Origin of the sequence: Brevundimonas pishanensis (assembly GCF_022750635.1) — a bacterium.
In the GTDB taxonomy this organism is placed as follows: domain Bacteria; phylum Pseudomonadota; class Alphaproteobacteria; order Caulobacterales; family Caulobacteraceae; genus Brevundimonas; species Brevundimonas pishanensis.
In genome coordinates, this window is sequence record NZ_JAJKBG010000001.1 from 523,835 (window position 1) to 544,177 (window position 20,343).

The following is a 20,343-nucleotide window of genomic DNA, read 5'->3' on the forward strand; positions in this document are numbered from 1 at the left end:
CCTTCGCAACGAACTAGTTTGTAATGTTCAGGGTCTCCAGCACCGCCTTGCCGTAGCGATCCAGCTTGCCCGCGCCGACACCGCTGATGCGGCTCAGATCATGCTCGTCACGCGGACACTGGACGGCGATCTCCACGAGTGTCTTGTCGGTAAAGATGACATAGGGCGGCACACCCTGTTCCTTGGCGCGGTCACGGCGCCAGCCGCGCAGCGCCTCGAAGCGGGCACGCACATCGGTGTCGAGACTTTCCATCGGCAGGTTGCGACCGGCGTTGCGGCGCGGTTTCTCGACGACCTCGCGGGCCGGAGCCTGACGCACGCGCACAGGGCGCTCACCGCGATAGACGGCCCGAACCGCCTCGGGATCGCCTAGACGCAAGGTGGGCTTGCCGTCATTGGGATCTTCGACTAGCAGGCCCTCGAACATCAGATGGTCGATCACATCGCGCCATCCGAGGATGCTGAGGTCCGATCCGATGCCAAAGGTCGACAGGCCGCTTTCCCACGGCTGAACATCCTTGGTGCGTCCGGTCAGGTGATCGACCACGCGGGTGCGTCCAAAACGCTCGCCCAGACGCTGCACGGCGGCCAGTGCCTTTTGCGCCGGAACCAGAGCATCGAAGGTGATCGGCGGATCACCGCAAATGTCGCAGCAGCCGCAAGGCTCGGCAGCGCTCTCACCGAAGTATCGACGCACGGCCTGCGGGCGGCAGGTGGCCCCGTCCAGCATGGCGAACAACTGGCGCACCTTGCGGGTTTGAACCTGTTTGACCTCTTCGGCCATCGGGCGGCCTTCGAGGCGGCGCAGCGACCAAGCAATATCGGATGGCCCGAACAGGGTGATGCCCTCGGCCGGTTCGCCATCGCGGCCCGCACGGCCCACTTCCTGCCAATAGGCCTCAAGGCTACCCGGCGGATCGCAGTGGATGACATAGCGCACGTCGGGTTTATCGACGCCCATGCCAAAGGCGATGGTGGCGACCATGACCGCGTCTTCCTCGTTCAGGAAGCGGTCCAGCCGGATGTCGCGCTCGCGGTTGTCGAAGCCGGCATGATAGGAAATGGCATTGATACCGCGATCACGCAGCAGTTGAGCGAGGCGGTCGCAACCGTCGCGGCTGCCGCAATAGACCACGCCCGAACGGCGCGGGCGCTCGGCCACCAGTTCGACCACACGCTCGTCATTGCGGGCCCGTGAGCCATTGTATTTGCGCTCTGCCGTCAGTTGCAGATTGGGGCGGGCGAAGCTGTCGACAAAGACCTGAGCGTCTTCGAGGCGCAGCGAGGCGACGATATCATCGCGGGTACGGGCATCGGCGGTGGCCGTCACGGCGATGCGCGGCACACGTGGGAAGACCTCGGCCAGACGACCCAGCGTGCGGTAGTCGGGGCGGAAGTCATGACCCCACTGCGACACACAGTGGGCCTCGTCGATGGCGATCAGGCTGATGGGCAGTTCGGTCAGGCGATCCAACATGGACCCTGCGGCCAGTCCTTCCGGCGAGACATAGAGCAGGTCCAGTTCGCCCGAGCGGGCCTCTCGCCAGACGGCGTTGCGCTCGTCCAGTGTCAGACCGCTATCGAGACGGGCAGCCTTCACGCCCTGCTGTTTCAACGCTTCAACCTGATCGGTCATCAGCGCGATGAGCGGCGATACCACCAGACCCACACCGGGGCGCAGAATGGCAGGGATCTGATAGCAGACGCTCTTGCCGCCGCCGGTCGGCAGGACGGCCAGAGTGTTGCGGCCGCCGAGAACTTCCTCGATCACCGAGGCTTGCAGACCACGAAAATCCTTGTGACCCCACACCCGCTCCAGAAGCACGCGCGCATCATGCAGGGTGGGCGACGGGTCTTCGTAAGCGGCGGGATCGAACATGGGCGCTGTGTGCCACTATTCGGCGTTCGATGTCATCCTGCGCTAACGGCGAAGGGGCAGAAGTGATCGCGACAAACGCCGAGTGTCGCCTAGGACGCACGAAACCAGTATAGGGCAGCCATGAACAGCCTGATCTATGGCCGCCCGCCCGCCGTATTCGACCCGCCCATGTCGGCCCAGCAGACCTCTCCGCTCATTCCCGGATCGATGGCGCTGGAAGATGTCGCGCCCGCTTCGGTCGATGAAATCACCCTTTACGCGCCTCCGGGTGCAATCGAGCGCCGCTATGCGCTGGCGTTGGCTCTGCGTGCGCTGAAGGTCGGCGGCAAGCTGGACGTGATGGCCCCCAAGGATAAGGGCGGCTCGCGCTTGGCCAAGGAACTCAAAGGCTTCGGCGTCACCTTCGCCGAGGAAGCCAAGGCACACCATCGCCGCGCCATCCTGACCCGTCCGGAAACGGTTGAGGGTCTGGACGAAGCCATTGCTGCCGGAGCGCCGCGCGTGGTGGCCGGTCTGGATGCATGGTCGCAACCGGGCGTGTTCGCGTGGGATCGCATCGATAACGGCACGGCCTTGCTGGCCGATGCCCTTCCGGCGCTCAAGGGTAATGGCATTGATCTGGGCTGTGGCTATGGCGCGCTGGCGACCGTGGTTCTGCGCTCCGCAGCAGTGAAGTCGCTGAAGCTGGTCGATCTGGATCGCCGCGCCGTGGATGCTGCCAAGAAGAACGTGACCGACGAACGCGTCAGCTTTGACTGGGCCGACGTCCGCCTGTTGGAAGGCGAGGGCACGCTGGACTTCGTGGTCTCCAACCCGCCCTTCCACGACGGCGGGATCGAGGACAAACGTCTAGGCCAGAAATTCATCCGCAAGTCCGCAGAACTGCTGAAAAAGGGCGGCGTCGCGTGGATTGTCGCTAACCGTCACCTGCCGTACGAGAACGACCTCAACGAGGTGTTCAAGCGCGTGAACATGGTCGCCGACCAGAACGGCTTCAAAATCTTTGAAGCGGTGAAATAGTCATGGCCAAGACACCGACTTCGCGCGTCGACAAGCTGCTGTCCTCCATGGGCTATGGCTCGCGCAATGAAATGGCGCGCATGGCCAAGGCGGGCGGCATCATGCTGGACGGCGAGGACTTTACGGATGTGACCAAACGCATCCCTGTCACGCCCGATCTCCCGACGCGGATGGAGATTGACGGCGAGCCGCTGGACCCTGTCGCGGGGATGGTCATCCTGCTGAACAAGCCGCTGGGCATGACCTGTTCGCACAAGGAAGACGGGGCGCTGGTCTATGATGTGCTGCCGGAGCGCTGGCTGCGTCGTGATCCGGCGATCTCGACCATCGGGCGTCTGGATAAGCAGACCTCGGGCCTGCTGCTCATGACCGACGACGGTGACCTGCTACACCGCGTCATCAGCCCCAAGCGCCACGTCAAAAAGACCTACCGCGCCAAGCTGGCCCGCCCGCTGAACGGCACTGAAGGAGCGTTGTTCGCCTCGGGCCAGTTGATGCTGGAGGGCGAGGACAAGCCGTTATCGCCCGCCGAACTGGAAGTCGTGTCGGAAACCGAAGCGCTGCTGAGCGTGACGGAAGGCCGCTATCATCAGGTCCGACGCATGTTCGCCGCCACCGGCAACCATGTCGAAGAACTTCACCGCGAGCGTCTGGGCGGTTTGACACTTCCTGACGATCTGGCACCCGGCCAATGGAAGTTGTTGTCAGCCGAAGAAATCGCGACGATCTTCCAATAGCTGGGCCGTTGGTTGTCCAGTCTGGATACATCGAGCCTAATCGAGGGGTGTGATGACAGCACTGGGCAAGGCGCTTTGCGTGGTCGGACTGGTCGCCGTGGCGTCTTGCACAAAGCCTGTTATGCCATCGCGGATCGAGACCTGCCCACCACAGGCGGTCGTGTGGGTGATCTGTCCACACAGCCCTGATTTGGCAACGACATGTCGTGTGCGCGATGGCGTAATAGGCTGCGGCCTTGATCGGTTGGCTGTAGACTATGCCAATGAAAGAATGGCGCGCCCTACGGATCGTTCAGGCCGGTTTACGCTGATAGCCGTGAAAGTAACCGCCCAAGGTGCGGGCCCTGCAGACCAGAGCATGATGCCTGAATCGTCCTATCGGCCAGATGATCTATGAGCGCGATTTAGTCGGGAAATCACGCCGATTTTGTACCTCTGCTGAAAAAAGCCTACTGGAACGCGCCGTCTTGTCGTGCACTGTTCTCTGAATGGAAACGACAGGAAAGATGGTTATGAGTGCATCTTCTAAGCGCGCGCTGGATCAGATCGAGCAGATGCTGGTCGATCAGACCAAGGATTTGGACGGCTTTTCGCATCGTGAACTGACCGATCTTGCGCACCAGCTTCGCAGTCGACGCGAGCGCATCCAGCGCATGATCCGTCAGCGCAATCGTGACGCCCGCCATTCCGGCAAGGCTAATCCCGACACAGGTGCCCACGAGAAGAAGGCGGTGTTGGTCGAGGCAATCGAGCGTGTGAATGCGGTTCTGGAAGAACGCGCGGTCACTCGCACCGGCCCTGCGGAGACAGCATCCAAACCCAAGCCAAAGGCGACACCTAAGGCTGCCGCTGCGAAGGCCGAGCCGAAGGCAAAGGCTGAAGCTAAGGCTGACCCCAAGACTGAACCCAAGACCCCCGCCAAGGCACCGAAGGCTGCTGAAAAGCCGGCGGAGAAGGCTCCGGCCAAAAAACCGGCAGCCAAGAAACCTGCGGCTAAAAAGGACTGAGTTCGGCGGGTTCCTGCAAGCGGCCTTGACCTGACGGTCAGGGTCGCGCACCCCTCGTTGCATGACCGAGGTAAAGATCTGCGGGCTGACGACGCCTGAAACGCTCGAAGCGGCCCTCAAGGGGGGTGCCGCCTATGTCGGCGCAGTGGTCTTTCCCAAAAGCCCCCGACACATAGAACCCGAGGACGCGGCGCAGCTGTTTGCCGCCGCGCGTGGACGAGCGCAGATCGTCGCTGTCGTGGTTGATCCCGATGACGCGCTACTGGACCGCATCGCCATCCATCTCAAGCCGGACTTCGTCCAACTTCATGGCGCGGAAAACTCTTCGCGTGCCGCAGAGGTACGCCGCAGGACGGGAGCGAAAATCATCAAGGCGCTACCGATCCGCGAAGAGGCGGATTTCGTAAATGTGTCTGAATGGACCCGCGCCGCCGATATCCTCTTGTTCGATGCCAAGCCTCCCAAGGGGGCAGACCTGCCCGGTGGTGTGGGCCACAGTTTCGACTGGTCGCTGATGGGCAATCGCCCGCTTCCGGCAAAATGGTTTCTTGCGGGAGGCATAAATCCACAAAATCTGGGTGAAGCCTTGCTCGTCACCCGTGCTCCCATGGTTGATGTCTCCTCTGGCGTCGAGCGCGCGCCGGGTGTTAAGGACATCTCCCTGATCCATGATTTTCTAGCGGCCGCGCGCCGGTCCTGATTTCGACGTTTTCCTTCCCGTAGATTGCTGACGTGAACGCACCCCTGACCAATACCTACGCATGGCCCGACGAGCAGGGTCGCTTCGGCCCCTATGGCGGTCGTTTTGTGCCTGAAACCCTCATGCCGCTGATCCACGAGCTGGGCGCGGCCTATCAGGCAGCCAAGGCGGACCCGACCTTCCAGGAAGAGCTGGACGGCTATCTGAAATACTATGTCGGTCGCGAAAGCCCGCTCTATCACGCAGAGCGCCTGACCGAACATTTCGGCGGGGCACGGGTGTGGCTCAAGCGCGAGGACCTGAACCACACGGGCGCGCACAAGATCAACAACTGCATGGGCCAGATCCTGCTGGCCCGTCGCATGGGCAAGACGCGTATCATCGCCGAGACGGGTGCCGGTCAGCACGGCGTGGCTTCGGCCACAGTCTGTGCGCGTTTTGACCTGCCGTGCACCGTTTACATGGGGGCTGTCGACGTTGAACGTCAGCAGCCAAACGTCTTCCGTATGAAGCTTCTGGGTGCCGAAGTGAACGCCGTCACGGCGGGCGCTGCGACCCTGAAGGATGCGATGAACGAGGCCATGCGTGACTGGGTCACGAACGTGGCCAACACCTATTACATCATCGGCACGGCGGCCGGTCCGGCTCCTTATCCGGAGATGGTCCGCGACTTCCAGTCGGTGATCGGCAAGGAAATCAAGAAGCAGTCGATGGAACAGATCGGCCACCTGCCTCAGGCCGTGGTCGCCTGCATCGGCGGTGGCTCGAACGCTATCGGTGCCATGCACCCCTTCGTCAACGATGAGGGTGTGCGCCTGATCGGTGTCGAAGCCGCAGGTCACGGTCTGGACGTCGACAACGGCCACGCAGCCTCGCTGAAGGGCGGGCGTCCGGGCGTTCTGCACGGTAACCGTACCTATCTGTTGCAGGATGCCGATGGCCAGATCTTGGAAGGCCACTCGATCTCGGCCGGCCTCGACTATCCGGGGATCGGGCCGGAACACGCTTGGCTGAATGATCTTGGTCGCGGTGAATACCGCTCGGCCACGGATGCCGAGGCGCTGGAAGCCTTCCAGATGATTTCCAAGCTGGAAGGTATCATTCCGGCGCTTGAGCCTTCGCACGCCTTGGCGCGTGCAGGCGAAATTGCCCGTGAAGTGGGCAAGGGGGGCGATATCGTCGTGGTGCTGTCCGGTCGTGGTGACAAGGACATCTTCACGGTCGCCAAACACCTTGGTGTGGAGTTGTAATCATGATCGCTATCCTTTCGGCAGTGGCCCTTCTGGCTGCTCAGGCCGCCCCGTCCGCTGCCGGTCCGGTCAGCGTCGCCCCCACAGATATCGCGGTTAAAGCCCCCGCCGTAGCCAGCCCGGACTGCGGTGGTCTGCTCAAGGCTCCAGCCTTCTGCGTGACCGCACGCATGGACCAACTGGGCGGCGTGGCCGAGGCCTATATCGAGGACCTCAAAGGCCAGGGCTGGATTCCGGCCGATGGCGACGACAACCGCGTCATCTTCGTCAAGCGCCGTGACGGCGGTGGTTGCGACGGCATGCAGATGGTCGCTTTCTTCGACCCCGCCAAATCCGAGGCTGCGGAAGAACCCGCTTATCTCGGCTTCGCACTCATTCCGGGTGATATTTGTGCAGCCCCTGCAGGGAGCAATCCGTGACCACTGCGCGTATCGACGCCCGCTTTGCTGAACTGAAGGCCCAAGGCCGCGCAGGCTTCATTCCCTATGTCATGACGGGCGATCCGTCGCGTGACGAGGCGCTGGAAATCTTGAAAGGACTTCCGGCTGCCGGTGCAGACATCATCGAACTGGGTCTGGCGTTTTCGGACCCTATGGCGGAAGGGCCGCCGATCCAGCGTGCGGCGCTTCGCGGTCTGAAGGCTGGCATGACACTTCGCGGCACACTCGACCTCGTGGCCGAGTTCCGCAAGAGCGACGACACCACGCCGCTGATCCTGATGGGCTATCTGAACCCCGTCGAATCCTATGGCTATGCGCGTTTCGCCAAGGAAGCCGCCGAGGCGGGCGTGGACGGTCTGATCGCCGTCGACTGTCCACCGGAAGAGGCTGGCGATCTGGCTGCCGCCATGGATGCCGAGCAGATTTCCCTCATCCGTCTGGCTACGCCGACGTCGGACGATGCACGACTGGCCACCATCGTTCAGGGCACGTCGGGCTTTGTCTATTATGTTTCGGTTGCGGGTGTGACCGGTGTACTGGAAGCGCAAGCTTCCTCGGTCGCTCCGGCGGTCGAGCGCGTGCGCAAGGCGTCGGGCTTGCCCGTCGCGGTCGGTTTTGGCGTCAAGACGCCGGAACGCGCTGCCGAGATCGCTCGCGTCGCCGATGCGGTCGTTGTGGGCTCGGTGCTGGTCGATGAAGTGGCTGCTGCTCTCCAAGGTGGACAGTCGGCTGTGACCCGAGTTCTCGACAAGGTTCGCGAACTTTCCACGGCAGTTCGTGGTGCGCGCACTAGTGCTTCCGTTGCGGAAACCGTCTAAAGAGCCTCCCATGGTCGATAAGAATTCCGAGAACAAGGCCCGCGGTGGCTGGCTGTCGCGCCTTTCCCCCGGTGTCCGCAAGGTCGTCAAAACCACGGACACGCCTGACAATCTTTGGGTGAAAGATCCCGACACGGGCGAGATGATTTATCGCTCGGACCTCGAAGCTGCGCTTTGGGTCACGCCGTCGGGCCGTCACATGCGTATCAATGCGCCGACCCGTTTGAAGGCGACCTTCGACGACGGCAAGTTTGAAGCCATCGACACCCCCGCCGTACCGGAAGATCCGCTGAACTTCTCCGACGGCAAGCCGTACAAGGAACGTCTGGCCGCTGCCCGTAAGGCCGCTGGTCGCCCCGACACCATGGCCATCGGCTATGGCACGATCGACGGCACCCCCGCTGTAGTCATCGTTCAGGACTTCACCTTCATGGGTGGTTCGCTGGGCATGGCCGCGGGTGAAGCCTTCATCACCGCTGCACAAGAAGCTGTGAAACGCGGCGTTCCCTTTGTCTGCTTCACCGCCGCCGGTGGTGCTCGTATGCAGGAAGGCGCGCTGTCGCTGATGCAGATGGCCCGTACCACGCTGGCCATTCAGGACCTGAAGGCGGCTCAACTGCCTTACGTTGTGGTTCTGACCGACCCGACCACGGGCGGCGTGACCGCCTCCTACGCCATGCTGGGTGATGTCCATCTGGCCGAGCCGGGGGCCCTGATCGGCTTTGCCGGTCCGCGCGTGATCGAAACCACTATCCGCGAGAAACTGCCGCCGGGCTTCCAGCGCGCCGAATACCTCAAGGAAAAGGGCATGGTCGATAAGGTCGTGACCCGTCATGATCTGCCGCAGACCCTTGGCCGTATCCTGTCCATCCTGATGAACGGCAAACGCAAAAAGGCCGCCTGAGGCCATCAATTAAGGGAAGCGTCGCGTCTTGGACCCGATCTCTGACCGTCTGAAGGCGCGACACCCCCAGCGCATCGACCTGTCCCTTGGCCGTATGCAGGCGCTGTGCGCAGCGCTGGGCAATCCGCAGGACCGCCTGCCTCCCGTCATCCATGTGGCAGGCACCAACGGCAAGGGATCGACCGTTTCGCTAATCCGCTCGATCGCGGAGGCTGCGGGCCTCAAGGTTCACACCTATACCTCGCCCCATCTGGTGCGCTTTAACGAGCGCATCCGGTTGGCGGGCGAACTCATCACCGATGATCACCTGAACGCCATCCTCGACCGCGTCGAAGATGCCATGGCCGCAACCGGCGGCGAGGCCACGGTGTTTGAAAGCACCACGGCGGCAGGTTTTCTCGCCATGGCCGAAACACCTGCGGACCTTGCGATTATTGAGGTGGGCTTGGGCGGTGTTCTGGACGCCACCAACGTCATCGAGCGGCCGCTTCTCAGCGTCATCACGCCGGTCGATCTGGATCACGCCGAGTTCCTTGGTACCGACCTTGCCGGTATTGCTCGCGAGAAGGCGGGTATCATCAAGGCCGGTGCCCGTTGCGTTGTGGGCCGACAGTCCGAACCGGCGATGGACGAGATTGAACGCCGCGCCCAACAGGTCGGCTCTCCGCTGACGGTACTGGGCGTCGATTTCGATGCATGGTCCGAGCGGGGCGGTCTGGCCTATCAGGACCAGACGCGTTTTCTTGATCTGCCCGCACCGGCTTTGTCGGGCGCGCACCAGTTCGACAACGCAGGCGTCGCCATTGCGGCCGCGCTCGAACTGGATCTGCCGGAAGAGGCGATCGCCAACGGCCTCAAAAACGTTTTCTGGCCTGCCCGTATGCAGCGCCTGACGGCGGGCAAATATGCCGACATGGCCAAGGCCGCCGATGCCGAACTGTGGTTAGACGGGGGCCATAATCCCCACGCCGCCCGCGCTCTCGCCCGCGTTCTGGGTGACCGCCACGCCAAGGCCCCGCGCCCACTAACGCTGGTCGTCGGCATGCTGAGCAACAAGGACGCCGGCGGGTTCTTCGAAGCGTTAAAAGGTCTGGACGCCCACGTCATCGCTGTCCCGTTCGAAGGCAATGCGACCGAGCCGGAGACCCTTGCCGCCGTCGCCCAAGGGCGCGGTTTCGGGGTGACCACTGCTGCTAATGTCGACGAGGCGCTGAAGCGGGCGCTGGCTATGGACGCAGGCCGCATCCTGATTTGCGGCAGTCTCTATTTGGCGGGCGAAGTGCTGGGCGCGTCGCCCGAGACATGGCCCCGCTAAACGACCAATAAAAAGGGCGGCCCCGCAAGGAGCCGCCCTTTTCATATTCAGTGATCGTGAGATCAGCCGACGCCGGCTTCAGCCAGCCATTCGACGATCTTGCCCTTGGGCATCGGGCCGACCTTCATGGCGGTCATTTGGCCGTCCTGGAACAGCATCAGGGTCGGAATGCCCTTCACGCCCAGCTTCGACGGGGTCATCGGGCTGTCGTCGATGTTCAGCTTGGCGATGGTGACCTTGTCACCGATTTCGTCCGACAGGGCTTCCAGCGACGGGCCGATCTGCTTGCACGGGCCGCACCATTCGGCCCAGAAGTCCAGCAGCACAGGCTTGGAGGCTTGCAGCACTTCGGTTTCGAACGACTCGTCGGTGACCTTGAGAGTGGCCATGGTGTCTCTTTCTATCAGTGTCGGCGCAAGGCTCGCTCGCGCCTGTCGGTCATGATTTGGGGCAGATGGGCGCGTTAATCAATGGGCGGGCGGTTCAGGGCGAGCATCAAGATGGCGCTATCGACAGGCATCAGCTTGGGCCCGTCGGTCCAGACCAGCGCGGCCTCGACCGGACGGTCGGAGTAGAGCTGGCGAAGAACAGCCGTATAGACCGCCAGCTGCGTCAGGTAGGCGGGGTCTACATTTTCCAGATGATCCGGTGCCGGACGGTTGGTCTTGTAATCCACCACCAGCACACGCTCGGGCGTGATGACCAGACGGTCGATCTGGCCATTGATCTTGACCCCGGCGGGCAGTTCCGGTGCCGTGCCGGTCAGCGCCACCTCGGCGCGTGAGCCCGGCCCGAACACCGGCGCAAAGCGGGTATCGTCCAGCACGCTAAAGGCCGCCTCGATCATCTCGGCGCGTTGCACATCGTCTAGATCGACTTCCTTGGACAGCAGACGCTGGGCAGCGCTGCGGCGCATGTCGGGTGCAATATCGGGCAGGCGTTCCAGCAGGCGGTGGATCAAGTCCCCGCGCCGGAAGCGACCTAGCGCCCTGCCGCCCGTGGTCGCCACAGCCAAGGGCGAGGGCGCGGGGATGCGCTTGATCTTGCGGTTGTCCTCCATCTGGGACGGGGCGGCAAAGCGGGCGCTACGGTCGGCTGGCGGCGCGCTCAGTGCCCAGTGGGGCAACTCCACGGCATTTACGGCCACACGTTTTTCAGGATCCAACGCAGGCGGAAGCTCTCCCAGCCGCATCCGGCCATCGGGGCCGGCCATGACCGATCCGGCTTCAAGCTGGGCGGTAAAGGTCTGGAGCAGGATGTCCCACCAGCTGCCTTCGACATAGCCGAGCTTACAGTTGCCGACCTCACGGCCCATGATGATCAGACGATCCTTGGCGCGGGTCAGGGCGACGTAGAGCAGGCGCAGCGACTCTTCGTCCGTGCGCTGCTCACGCAGGCAGCGCGCCTCGGCAGAGGCCTCGCAGTCATCGTTCTTGGACGACGGACACATCAGCCACGCCTCGCCCGCATCGCCAGCGGGAACGGGCATCAGCTTGGGCCCTTGCGGCTTGGCCTTGGACGTGGTGTCGGGAAGAATGACGACGGGCGCTTCCAGACCCTTGGAGCCGTGGACGGTCATGACCCGCACCTCGTTGCGGGCCCCCTCCATCTCGCGCTTCACCTCGACGTGGCTCTGCTCCAGTTCCCGCAGGCAGGTCTCCAGATCGCGCCCGCCGCGCTCCTCGGCGGCCAGCACCTGCGCCAGCGTCTCGTCTATGGCCTCCTCGGCCTCGTGACCCATCCGGTCCAGAATACGTGCGCGGCTCGAGCGGCCATCGGCGTACACATGGTTCAGCGCCGTGCTGAAGAAGGTGAAGGGATCGGCATCGCGCACATCCAGCAGCTTTTGCAGCAGGTCATGTGCCTCGCGCCATTCGGGCTGCTCGTCCTTGCGGTCCTGCAGCGCGTCCCAGAGGGGCTGGCGACCCCGCGTCTCGACATTGGCGAGGTGGTAGAGGTCGTGCGGCGCGCCGAAATCGGGCACGGCGCAGAAGGGACTGCGCAGGATTTCCGCCAACGACAGATCATCCTGCGGGAACAGGGCAAACCGTGCCAGCGACAGCATGTCATCAAACACGATGTGCTCGTCCAGCTTCAGACGGTCGGCACCGGCGACCGGCACACCCTCCATCTTCAGGGCGCGGATGATTTCTTCAAAGGTTGCGTCGCGGCGGCGGACCAGCACAAGGAAGTCACCGTAACGGGCAGGGCGATAAGACGAGGTCTTGGTCGCCGGATCGAACTGCCAGATACCGCGCCCCTCATTGACCTGTTGCTTGATCTCGCGGGCGAGGGCGCGGGCCAGCTGTTTGCGGGCGCTGGCCTCGCTTTCCTGATCGACAGGGGCCTGCCATGCCTTGCGCTCGGGGCGCTCCGGCTCGGTGAACAGGGGCCACATCTCGACCGATCCGGCATCCTTGGCGCGGGCGGGCAGGTGGGGCTCGATATCGCCGGTGCCGTTCAGGGCGCGGGCACGATCCGGATCGGCAAAGACCGCATCGACAAAGGCCAACACCTCGGGCGTGGAGCGGAACGAGGTTTCCAGTCGCACATGCTCGAACGTCGCGTGGACCGCCTCGGCTATCAGCTGATAGCGGCGGGATTCCTTCAGCAACTGCTCGGGCTTTGCGCCCTGGAAGGAATAGATCGACTGCTTTTCATCGCCCACGGCAAAGACGGTGCGGGCGATGGCGCGGTCGCGTTCCACGCCGTCACCGGCATAGAAGCTCTCGGTCAGGGCCCGCATGATCTCCCACTGCTCGGGGGCGGTGTCCTGCGCCTCGTCCACCAGAACGTGCTCGATGCCGCCGTCCAGCTTGAATAACACCCAAGCGGCATTGGACCGCTTAGTCAGCAGTTCAGCGGTGCGCCCGACCAGATCGGTAAAGTCGAGCGCGGCCTCTTCCTGTTTGCGGGTGTCGTAGAAGTGGCGGTGCAGCCGTGCCAGCGTCAGGACAGCCTCGGTTTCCTCCGCCACCCTGATCTTGCGCAGCACCTCGCGGGTCGCGACGTATTTGCTCTGCAGCGCGGTCAGATAGTCACCAACAATCGGCGGGATGGATTTGGTGACCATCTTGGCGCGCGGGCTGCCGGACTGGGTCAGAAACACGGGTCCCAGCCCCTCGAAGGTCCAGTTGTCACGCGCCGCCCGCATGCACGCAGCGACAGCGGCATCGGTTTTCGCCCCCGTGTCCATGACGGCGATGGTGTCGTTCCACTCGATCTTGCTGATGTAGCGGACGAAGTCCTCGCCGGATTGGTCGGTGCTTTCGTCGCCCGCGCCGGTCAGCTGTCGCGGATTGGGGGCATCGCCGGTCGCGACGGCATCCAGATAGGCGGACAGCGCCTCGCGCTTGGCCTCGATCATGGCCAGCAGGTCGTTGAAACTGCCGAAGTCCATTGTGGTGGCGAAATGCTCATAAGCGCGGCTGATGGCATCATCGGCGCCCAGAGCGTGACGGGCGAGGTCCTCTCGCGCATCCTGCGACAGTCGGATCGCGGCCTGATCTTCCAGAACCTTGAAGCCCGGCGTGACACCCGCCTCCAGCGGAAAACGGCGCAGCAGCTTTTCGCAGAAGGCGTGGATGGTCTGGATCTTCAGACCGCCCGGTGTCTCCAGTGCGCGAGCAAACAGGCGACGGGCATCGGACAGGTCCTGCTGGTCCAGCGTGTTGGCATCGCGCCCGTCCAGATCGGCCAGCGAGCGCGACAGGGTCTCGTCGTCCGCCACGGCCCATTGGCCCAGCTTTTCAAACAGGCGGGCCTGCATTTCGGCAGCGGCGGCCTTGGTATAGGTCACGCACAGGATTTCGCCCGGCTGGACGCGTTTCAGCAGCAGACGCGCCACGCGGTTCACCAGTGTGGTCGTCTTGCCCGAGCCCGCATTGGCGGTGACAAAGATCGACTTTTCAGGGCTGGCCGCGACCGACTGGAAATGTTTGGCCCGTTCGACGGGGGACAGGGTGGCCACGTCAATCATGCCGCGTCTCCTTCGCCTTCGCTGTCGGCACCGCCGACGACCATCCACTCCCACACGCGGGCGAGGTGGTCGTAGTTGCCACCGAAATTGCCCATGTATTGCGGCGCTTCCCATGAGACATAGGCCCGCGCCGGATCGTCATAGGCGGCGACGGCATCTTTTAGGCGGTCGAACTCGGCAGCGCTGATCTGGGCGGCGCTCAGGCTGTTGGCCTTGGACGGGGCGGACACGTCCGTTTCCTTGCCGCCTTCGCCGCGCCCGATGACGCGCACATAGACCAGTGCCGTCGGATCGGATGGATTGCCGAACCCGCCAGCGGCCAGAATGGCCCCCGTCAACGACAGCTGCGGAGCAAAGCCTTCGACCACCTGTTTGGCGGATGGCGCAGAGCCGGTCTTGAAGTCGATAATGGCCGCGCCGTGGGCATCCAGTTCGATACGGTCGGCCTTGGCGGTGACAGTGAACGGTCCAGCCGGTCCGTCAAACATCAGACGCCCCGATTGTTCGACAAGGATTTCAATCCCCCGCTCGCGGCGGCGGCGCTCGAATGCGGCCAGCCAGCGGGCGCTGATACGGCTCAGCGGCACCTCGCGGGCCATGGCGGCGTCTTCAAAGCCTTCTTCGCGCAGGGCTTCCTGAATGAAGATAGCGAGTTGCTGCTCGAAGTCCTCGGGCAGGTCATAGGGCCATGTGGTGACAGCCCGCTCGATGGCTGAGTGGATGGCGTTACCGCGCTTTAGCGCCTCGGCAGGTTCACCCGGTCGGTCCATTTTGCGCAGACCCAGAATGCGCTGGGCATAGACGGCATAGGGATCACGCACCCAGCGCTCGACACCGGTGACGGGCAGTTCGCGTGGACGTACTGAAACGGGCGGCGTTGGTGCAGGGCGTCGGGCATAGGCGGGTGTGCTGGATTGCGGGGCGTCCAGATGGCGGGTCCAGTCGATGACCTGTCGGGGGGCAGCGATCTCGACGGGCGTAGCGGCTTCATTGGCCCCACGCGTGAGCATGTCGAGGCGCCACAGCCAGCGCGATCGCACAGCCGGCTGGCCCCCGCGACGCTCGCAGTTCACCAGCACCACATCGGGGGCGCAGGCGGCCTGAATGAAATCCTGTGCGCTCTGGCCAATGCGGCGCTCGGGCGGCGGCAGGCCAAGGACGCTGCGCATCGGACGCGACAGGAACGGGTCGACGGGCGCGCCCTGCGGCCAGATGCCTTCTTCCAGACCCGCAAGGATCATCTTGTCGGCGCGGACCAGACGCGCCTCGATGGCCCCGAGGATGCGCAAGGACGGATGGGTTGCCCCGCCCGTGCGCACCACAGTGTCGGCCAGCAATCCTTGCAGCATCTCCACCAAATCGGACGGAGTCACGGCACCCAGCGCAGCACCGCCCGCGATCAGGTTGGACAGCAAAGATGCAGCCTGTTCACCGTCGGGTCCGGCCCAGGCGGTCTGTCCGGCCAAGCCCTCGACCAGACGGGTCAGGACGCGGGCGGCTTCGTCCAGAGGCACATGGGTCTTGCCCGCAAAGGGCTCGCTCCCGAGGGCTTGCAGGCTGGCCAGATGATCGACGAAGTCGCACAGCCGCTGGGTGCGGGCCTCGCGCTTGGCCTTGGCCTCTTCGGTTTCGTTGTCGCGCGGCTTCTGGCGGCGCAGATAGGTTTTCAGACGCGCCAGCGTACCGTGCGGCGAGGTGCGCAGGCCGTAGCGTTCCAGCGAGGCGGCAAGATATTCCGACCACTCGACGTCCAGCGCGACCAGCGGATGTTTCAGCAGGGCCAGCAGGGTTTGCGGATTGGCCTCGTCCTCTACCCAGCGGGCGCAAAGCTCCAGCAAGGTGCCTGCGGACATGCGGTTCAGCGGCGCACCCGCCGAGGTGTCGGCGGTAATGCCCCAACGTTGCAGGCGGGCCTGAACACGGCGGCCCAAGCCCTGGTCCGGCGTCACGAGGGCGCAGGTCTGGCCTTGGGTTTCCAATGCCTCGCGCATCATCAGGGCGATGGCGGCGGCGGCCTCTTCCTCATGACGCAGGGTCATGACGCTAAGGCCCTTCAGCCCTTCGGCGATGGGGTCGCGACCCGTATCTGCGGCGCGCTCGCGGATGTCCTTGATGGCGTGACGCCAGTCGCCCGTGGCATCGGCAGGACGCAGGGCCTCGTTAAGCAGACGCTGGCGGGCCATGCCGCGTTGCAGGACTTCGGGCGCGATCTCGGGACGGAACCACGGACGCACTTGGGCGCGCGCGATGTCGTGACGCTCCAACAGGCGTTTCAGCGCGCGCTGGGGGTGTTGTTCGTTCTCGCCGGTGATCTGGGCCCAGACGTTTTCTTCCAGATCCAGATCGAGGCCGGGCAGGACGACACAGCCCTGAGGGGCACGGGCGACGGCCCCCATAACGTCGGCAGCGGCGGGCACAGTACCCGTCGAGCCCGCGACAATCAGTGGCTCTTGCGGGGGCTCGCGGTCCCACAGTTCGGCAAGGCGGCGCAGCAAGGTTGCCTTACGCCATGAGGGGTCGACCAGACCCATCTGCTCCAATCGCTTGGGCCATTTCTCGACGCCCAGCGCGAGGAACTCGGCAGAGCGCTGCCAGTGCTCGGCCATGTCGCCTTCGACCAGCCCTGCGACCATGCCGGGGTCTTTAACCTCTTCGAGCTGGCAGGAATCGAGGAAGCGACCCAGCGCATCGGCAAGGTCCAGCGCCTGAACAGGACGAAGCTCGCTGTCGAAATCCTCGACAATCATCTTGGCCAGTTCAAACCGGCGCGTGAGCGCCGGAATGGCGGGCGGTAGATCAAGTCCCAGCGCACCCGGCGTGAAGGGCGGTTCGTCTTCCTCAAGGTCACCCAGTGGGCGCACCTGTGGCAGAAGCACGGGGCGGTCTTCCGACAGTTTGGACAGGGCCGCGGTAAAGGCCCGCGCCGCACGACGGTTCGGCAGCAGGATGGTCGCGTCGGACAGTTCTTCCGGCGGGCGGGTGCCCAGCCAGCTCAGAACCCCTGCGGCCAAATCTTCCAGAAACGGGCGCTGGGCCGCGATGGTGTACCAACGCGGTGTGTCACCGGAAAACGGATCGAAAGCGCCCCCGCCCATATCGTCTTATCCTTTGAGTTTGGCTTCGGCCTCGTCGCGGGCCTGCGGATCGCCGACGTGCATCCAGTCGCCGTCCATGACCGTGCCATAGAGGCGGCCCTGTTCGGCCGAGGCGCGCCACAGCGGGCTGAGCGAGAAGGCCCCGTCCGGTCCCTGATCGGCATAGGACGGGCGGGTGATGTGCACGCCCATATAGGCAAACGGCACAGACGGGCGCTCGCCACGGAAGGTCAGGCGGCCATCATCGGCAACCGAGAAATCGCCGTCACCCTCAAAGCCGATAGAACCTTCGCGACGGGCCAGCAGAAGAGCGGCATCCATCGTCTCGGAGTTCCATAGGCGCACCAGATCACCCAGCGCATCGCCACGGTCTATCCAGACGCTGTCGATATTGGCGACAAACACCGGATCATCGCCCAGCAGCGGCTTGGCCTTCTTCAGGCCGCCGCCCGTTTCCAGCAGTTCGGCGCGTTCATCCGAGATGACAATGCGGATGTTATCGCGCTTGGACAGATGCTGTTCCAGACGATCAGCGAACCAATGGACATTGACCACGGCGGTCTCGACGCTAGCGGCAACCAGACGGTCCAGCACGTGATCGATCAGGGCGCGGCCACCGACCTCCACCAGCGCCTTGGGGCGGTCATTGGTCAGCGGGCGCATGCGGGTGCCGAGGCCAGCAGCCAGCACCATCGCTGTTTTCGGGGCGGTCATTTGCGCACCTCTGCAGGGACGTATTTGTCGAACCAAGCGGCGACCGTGGCCAGCGCGGGCTGTTCGAGGTTGCGGTTCAGTTGCGCCCACATGCGCGGCAGGAACTGCGCATAGCGAGGCTTGCCGTCACGCGCGATCAGGCGGGCAAAGATACCGATGATGCGCGCCTCGTTAAGGGCGGCCAGACCGGCATAATCGGCCATGAAGGCGGCGCGATCGACGCTGGGGCGAAGGGAGAAGTAGTGGTCCAGCGCCGCCGCTTCGAGCTCCGGCGACACATCGCGTCGTGCATCCTGCAACAGCGAGTGCAGGTCCCAGCTTGGGTGGGCGATGACGGCATCCTGAAAATCGATCATGCCGACGCGGGCCGCACCTTCGCGGTCGCTCAGCCAGATCAGGTTCTCGGCGTGATAGTCGCGGTGAGCCATGACCGAGGCACCCGCAGCGCCGGAAGCCACAACCGGAGCCCAAGCCTCGCGCCATTCGGCCACAGCGGTCTCATCGAAGCTGGCGCGGCTGTTGTACTTCGGCAGCCATTCGACGAACAGATCGGCACCGCCCTGCAGCGCCACCTCGTCATAGACCAGCATCGGCCATTCGCCTGCCGGACCGTTCAGGACTGAGGGCGGTGTGCCTGCATCGTGCAGTTTCGCCAGTGCCTCGATAGCGGCGAGATAGAGCGGGCGCTCGTCCATGCCCAGTTCGATGACGCGGGCGAACAGATCATCGCCAAAGTCTTCCAGCAGGGCCAGACCATTGGCGACATCCAGCGCCGGAATGGCGGGGGCCGACAGGCCAAGGCTGTTCAGATGGGCCGCCACGGCACCAAAGGCTTCGATACGTCCTGCAGACAGGCGGGCAACCGCATTCCAGCCCTGCGCGTGGCGTTCCTCGGCACTCCAAGCCGGATTGCACGGCTGGCTCTCGGCAGCGGGTGGTTGGTCCATCAGCATGAAGCGGCGACCATCGGCGGCGATGATGCGTTCATAGCGGCGCGTCGAGGCATCGCCCGGCAGCGGGTGCCGTTCGGCATCGCCAAGGCCAGCCTTTTCCAGCAGGGCCAGCTTCAGGGTTTCGCGCTCAGAGTTGGAGGTCATTGATCTTACCTTCCCAGCGGCCTGCGCCAGAAACGGTCGCAAGGCGGGACTGGCCCTCTTCTTCGAGAGTAATCGTCAAAATGTCGTGGCCCAGAAAACGGGCAGGGTCGTCGCCCAGACGCTCAGGCCATTCGATGATGGCACAGCCTTCGTCCAGCGCTTCGTCCAGCCCGATCTCCCACGCCTCTTCGGGGTCGCTCAGCCGATAGAGGTCAAAATGCGCGACGGCCGGATGACTTTCGTAAAACTGGACGAGGGTGAAGGTCGGGCTGGGCACATCTTCGTCGGGACGGGTCAGGGCGCGGATCAGCCCGCGCGCCAGCGTCGACTTGCCCATGCCCAGCGGGCCATAGAGCAGGATGCTGTCACCGGCCTCCAACAGCGGGGCGAGGGTTTGGCCAAGGCGGGTCGTGGCCTCGGCATCGGCGAGATGCAGTTTCATGCGGGGAAAGGCGCGTCCGGACGGGCGGCCAGATGCCGCTCGATATAGGTCTTTAGCTGATCGGTTGCGCCATCGGCGTCAACCTTCAGTTGCTCGGGTGTGACAGGTTTTGCGAATGACAGGCGGAAGGTCTGACCTTCCTTGTTCAGCAGTTCGTGGAAAAGCGTCACGTCGCGCAGTTCCTGCGAAAATCTATCGAAGGTGTGGAACAGCTTGCTTGTCGGTCCTGTCATATGCACGGGCACAACGGGTGCCGCATATTTTCTGGCCAGCGACGCAGCCGAACTTTCCCACGGCGGGTCGATCAACACGCCGCCTTCCACGCGCGCCAGACGACCTGCAGGAAACAGGACGATGCAGCGCTCTTCGGTAAAGGCCTGTTTGGCGGCGTTCAGGGTCTGGCGCGTTTTCTCGCGGGTGCGTTTTTCGTGGACCCACTCGACCGGAATAATGCTTTCGGTCAGACGCGGCGCGACGCGGATGGCGTCGGCATTGGCGAAGAAGATGGCGTCGCTGCGTACGCGCCGTATCGCGTCATACATGGCCACGCCATCGGCAATACCCGTCGGATGGTTGCAGACGATAACGCAGCGTCCGGTGGCGGGAAGGTTCTCCAACCCCGTCGTCTCGACATTAAGCCTGAGTAGATCGGACATATATTGAAGCGCGTCCGGTCCGCTGCGGTCCTTCATCTCGTCGGCCATGGCGACGGCCTTCGGATAGCCGAGCAGGGCGTAGAGCACAGGTCGCACCAAGGGCCACACCCATGCCTTCGTCAGACGCGGCGCGCGTTCCGCGATCAGCACATCGACAATATGGGGGGCAGCCGAAGATGGGGTCATGATCCGTTTGTCGCCCGCGTCGCTGCGACGGGCAAGCACCTTGGCGATTGCGACTATCCCCCTTAAGCAAGGTCCCAGTGTTTTTCGGGAATGGGGGCAAGCGA

17 protein-coding genes are annotated in these 20,343 nt (G+C 63.8%); 9 read left to right on the forward strand and 8 right to left on the reverse strand.

Annotation, left to right across the window (positions count from 1 at the left end):
* Positions 1-13: 13 nt before the first annotated feature.
* Entirely contained in the window at positions 14-1,879 is a 1,866-nt protein-coding gene (recQ, locus tag LOX95_RS02540; protein ID WP_242912796.1) for a DNA helicase RecQ, read from the reverse strand.
* A gap of 120 nt (positions 1,880-1,999) precedes the next feature.
* Here recQ and LOX95_RS02545 point away from each other — a divergent pair, with 120 nt between their 5' ends.
* The 9 genes from LOX95_RS02545 to LOX95_RS02585 all read left to right on the forward strand — a co-directional run bounded on the left by LOX95_RS02545 (position 2,000) and on the right by LOX95_RS02585 (position 10,070).
* Positions 2,000-2,899 (forward strand): class I SAM-dependent methyltransferase, encoded by a 900-nt coding sequence (locus LOX95_RS02545; protein WP_242912797.1) that lies wholly within the window; start codon positions 2,000-2,002, stop codon positions 2,897-2,899.
* A gap of 2 nt (positions 2,900-2,901) precedes the next feature.
* A complete protein-coding gene (locus LOX95_RS02550) occupies positions 2,902-3,636 on the forward strand; it encodes a pseudouridine synthase (RefSeq protein ID WP_242912799.1) in 735 nt (244 codons plus the stop codon).
* 512 nt (positions 3,637-4,148) lie between these two features.
* Positions 4,149-4,643, forward strand: coding sequence for a hypothetical protein (locus tag LOX95_RS02555; protein WP_242912801.1), 495 nt, complete (start codon positions 4,149-4,151; stop codon positions 4,641-4,643).
* Positions 4,644-4,704: 61 nt separating this feature from the next.
* A complete protein-coding gene (locus LOX95_RS02560) occupies positions 4,705-5,343 on the forward strand; it encodes a phosphoribosylanthranilate isomerase (protein WP_242912802.1) in 639 nt (212 codons plus the stop codon).
* 32 nt (positions 5,344-5,375) lie between these two features.
* A complete protein-coding gene (gene trpB, locus LOX95_RS02565) occupies positions 5,376-6,593 on the forward strand; it encodes a tryptophan synthase subunit beta (RefSeq protein ID WP_242912807.1) in 1,218 nt (405 codons plus the stop codon).
* 2 nt (positions 6,594-6,595) lie between these two features.
* On the forward strand, positions 6,596-7,012 hold the full coding sequence (locus tag LOX95_RS02570; RefSeq protein WP_242912809.1) for a hypothetical protein: 417 nt from the start codon (positions 6,596-6,598) through the stop codon (positions 7,010-7,012).
* Complete coding sequence (gene trpA, locus LOX95_RS02575) at positions 7,009-7,851, forward strand: tryptophan synthase subunit alpha (protein WP_242912811.1); 843 nt, start codon at positions 7,009-7,011, stop codon at positions 7,849-7,851. The genes LOX95_RS02570 and trpA overlap by 4 nt, the downstream gene beginning before the upstream one ends.
* A gap of 10 nt (positions 7,852-7,861) precedes the next feature.
* A complete protein-coding gene (gene accD / locus LOX95_RS02580; RefSeq protein WP_242912813.1) occupies positions 7,862-8,755 on the forward strand; it encodes an acetyl-CoA carboxylase, carboxyltransferase subunit beta in 894 nt (297 codons plus the stop codon).
* A 28-nt stretch (positions 8,756-8,783) separates the two neighbouring features.
* Positions 8,784-10,070 (forward strand): bifunctional folylpolyglutamate synthase/dihydrofolate synthase, encoded by a 1,287-nt coding sequence (locus tag LOX95_RS02585; protein ID WP_242912814.1) that lies wholly within the window; start codon positions 8,784-8,786, stop codon positions 10,068-10,070.
* Between the two features lie 62 nt (positions 10,071-10,132).
* Here LOX95_RS02585 and trxA read toward each other — a convergent pair whose 3' ends face one another.
* From trxA to LOX95_RS02620, 7 genes are all read right to left on the reverse strand, one after another.
* Positions 10,133-10,459 (reverse strand): thioredoxin, encoded by a 327-nt coding sequence (gene trxA / locus LOX95_RS02590; protein WP_242912818.1) that lies wholly within the window; start codon positions 10,457-10,459, stop codon positions 10,133-10,135.
* Positions 10,460-10,533: 74 nt separating this feature from the next.
* A complete protein-coding gene (gene addA / locus LOX95_RS02595) occupies positions 10,534-14,049 on the reverse strand; it encodes a double-strand break repair helicase AddA (RefSeq protein ID WP_242912819.1) in 3,516 nt (1,171 codons plus the stop codon).
* A complete protein-coding gene (gene addB, locus LOX95_RS02600) occupies positions 14,046-17,144 on the reverse strand; it encodes a double-strand break repair protein AddB (RefSeq protein WP_242912820.1) in 3,099 nt (1,032 codons plus the stop codon). The genes addA and addB overlap by 4 nt, the downstream gene beginning before the upstream one ends.
* Before the next feature lie 6 nt (positions 17,145-17,150).
* On the reverse strand, positions 17,151-17,858 hold the full coding sequence (gene murU / locus LOX95_RS02605; protein WP_242912821.1) for an N-acetylmuramate alpha-1-phosphate uridylyltransferase MurU: 708 nt from the start codon (positions 17,856-17,858) through the stop codon (positions 17,151-17,153).
* Positions 17,855-18,955 carry an N-acetylmuramate/N-acetylglucosamine kinase AmgK gene (gene amgK, locus LOX95_RS02610; RefSeq protein WP_242912823.1) on the reverse strand — a complete coding sequence of 367 codons (1,101 nt, stop codon included), beginning with the start codon at positions 18,953-18,955 and terminating at the stop codon, positions 17,855-17,857. The genes murU and amgK overlap by 4 nt, the downstream gene beginning before the upstream one ends.
* Entirely contained in the window at positions 18,939-19,397 is a 459-nt protein-coding gene (tsaE, locus tag LOX95_RS02615) for a tRNA (adenosine(37)-N6)-threonylcarbamoyltransferase complex ATPase subunit type 1 TsaE (RefSeq protein ID WP_242912825.1), read from the reverse strand. The genes amgK and tsaE overlap by 17 nt, the downstream gene beginning before the upstream one ends.
* Positions 19,394-20,239 (reverse strand): GNAT family N-acetyltransferase, encoded by an 846-nt coding sequence (locus tag LOX95_RS02620; RefSeq protein ID WP_242912826.1) that lies wholly within the window; start codon positions 20,237-20,239, stop codon positions 19,394-19,396. Before LOX95_RS02620 ends, tsaE begins: the two co-directional genes overlap by 4 nt.
* Positions 20,240-20,343 lie beyond the last annotated feature (104 nt).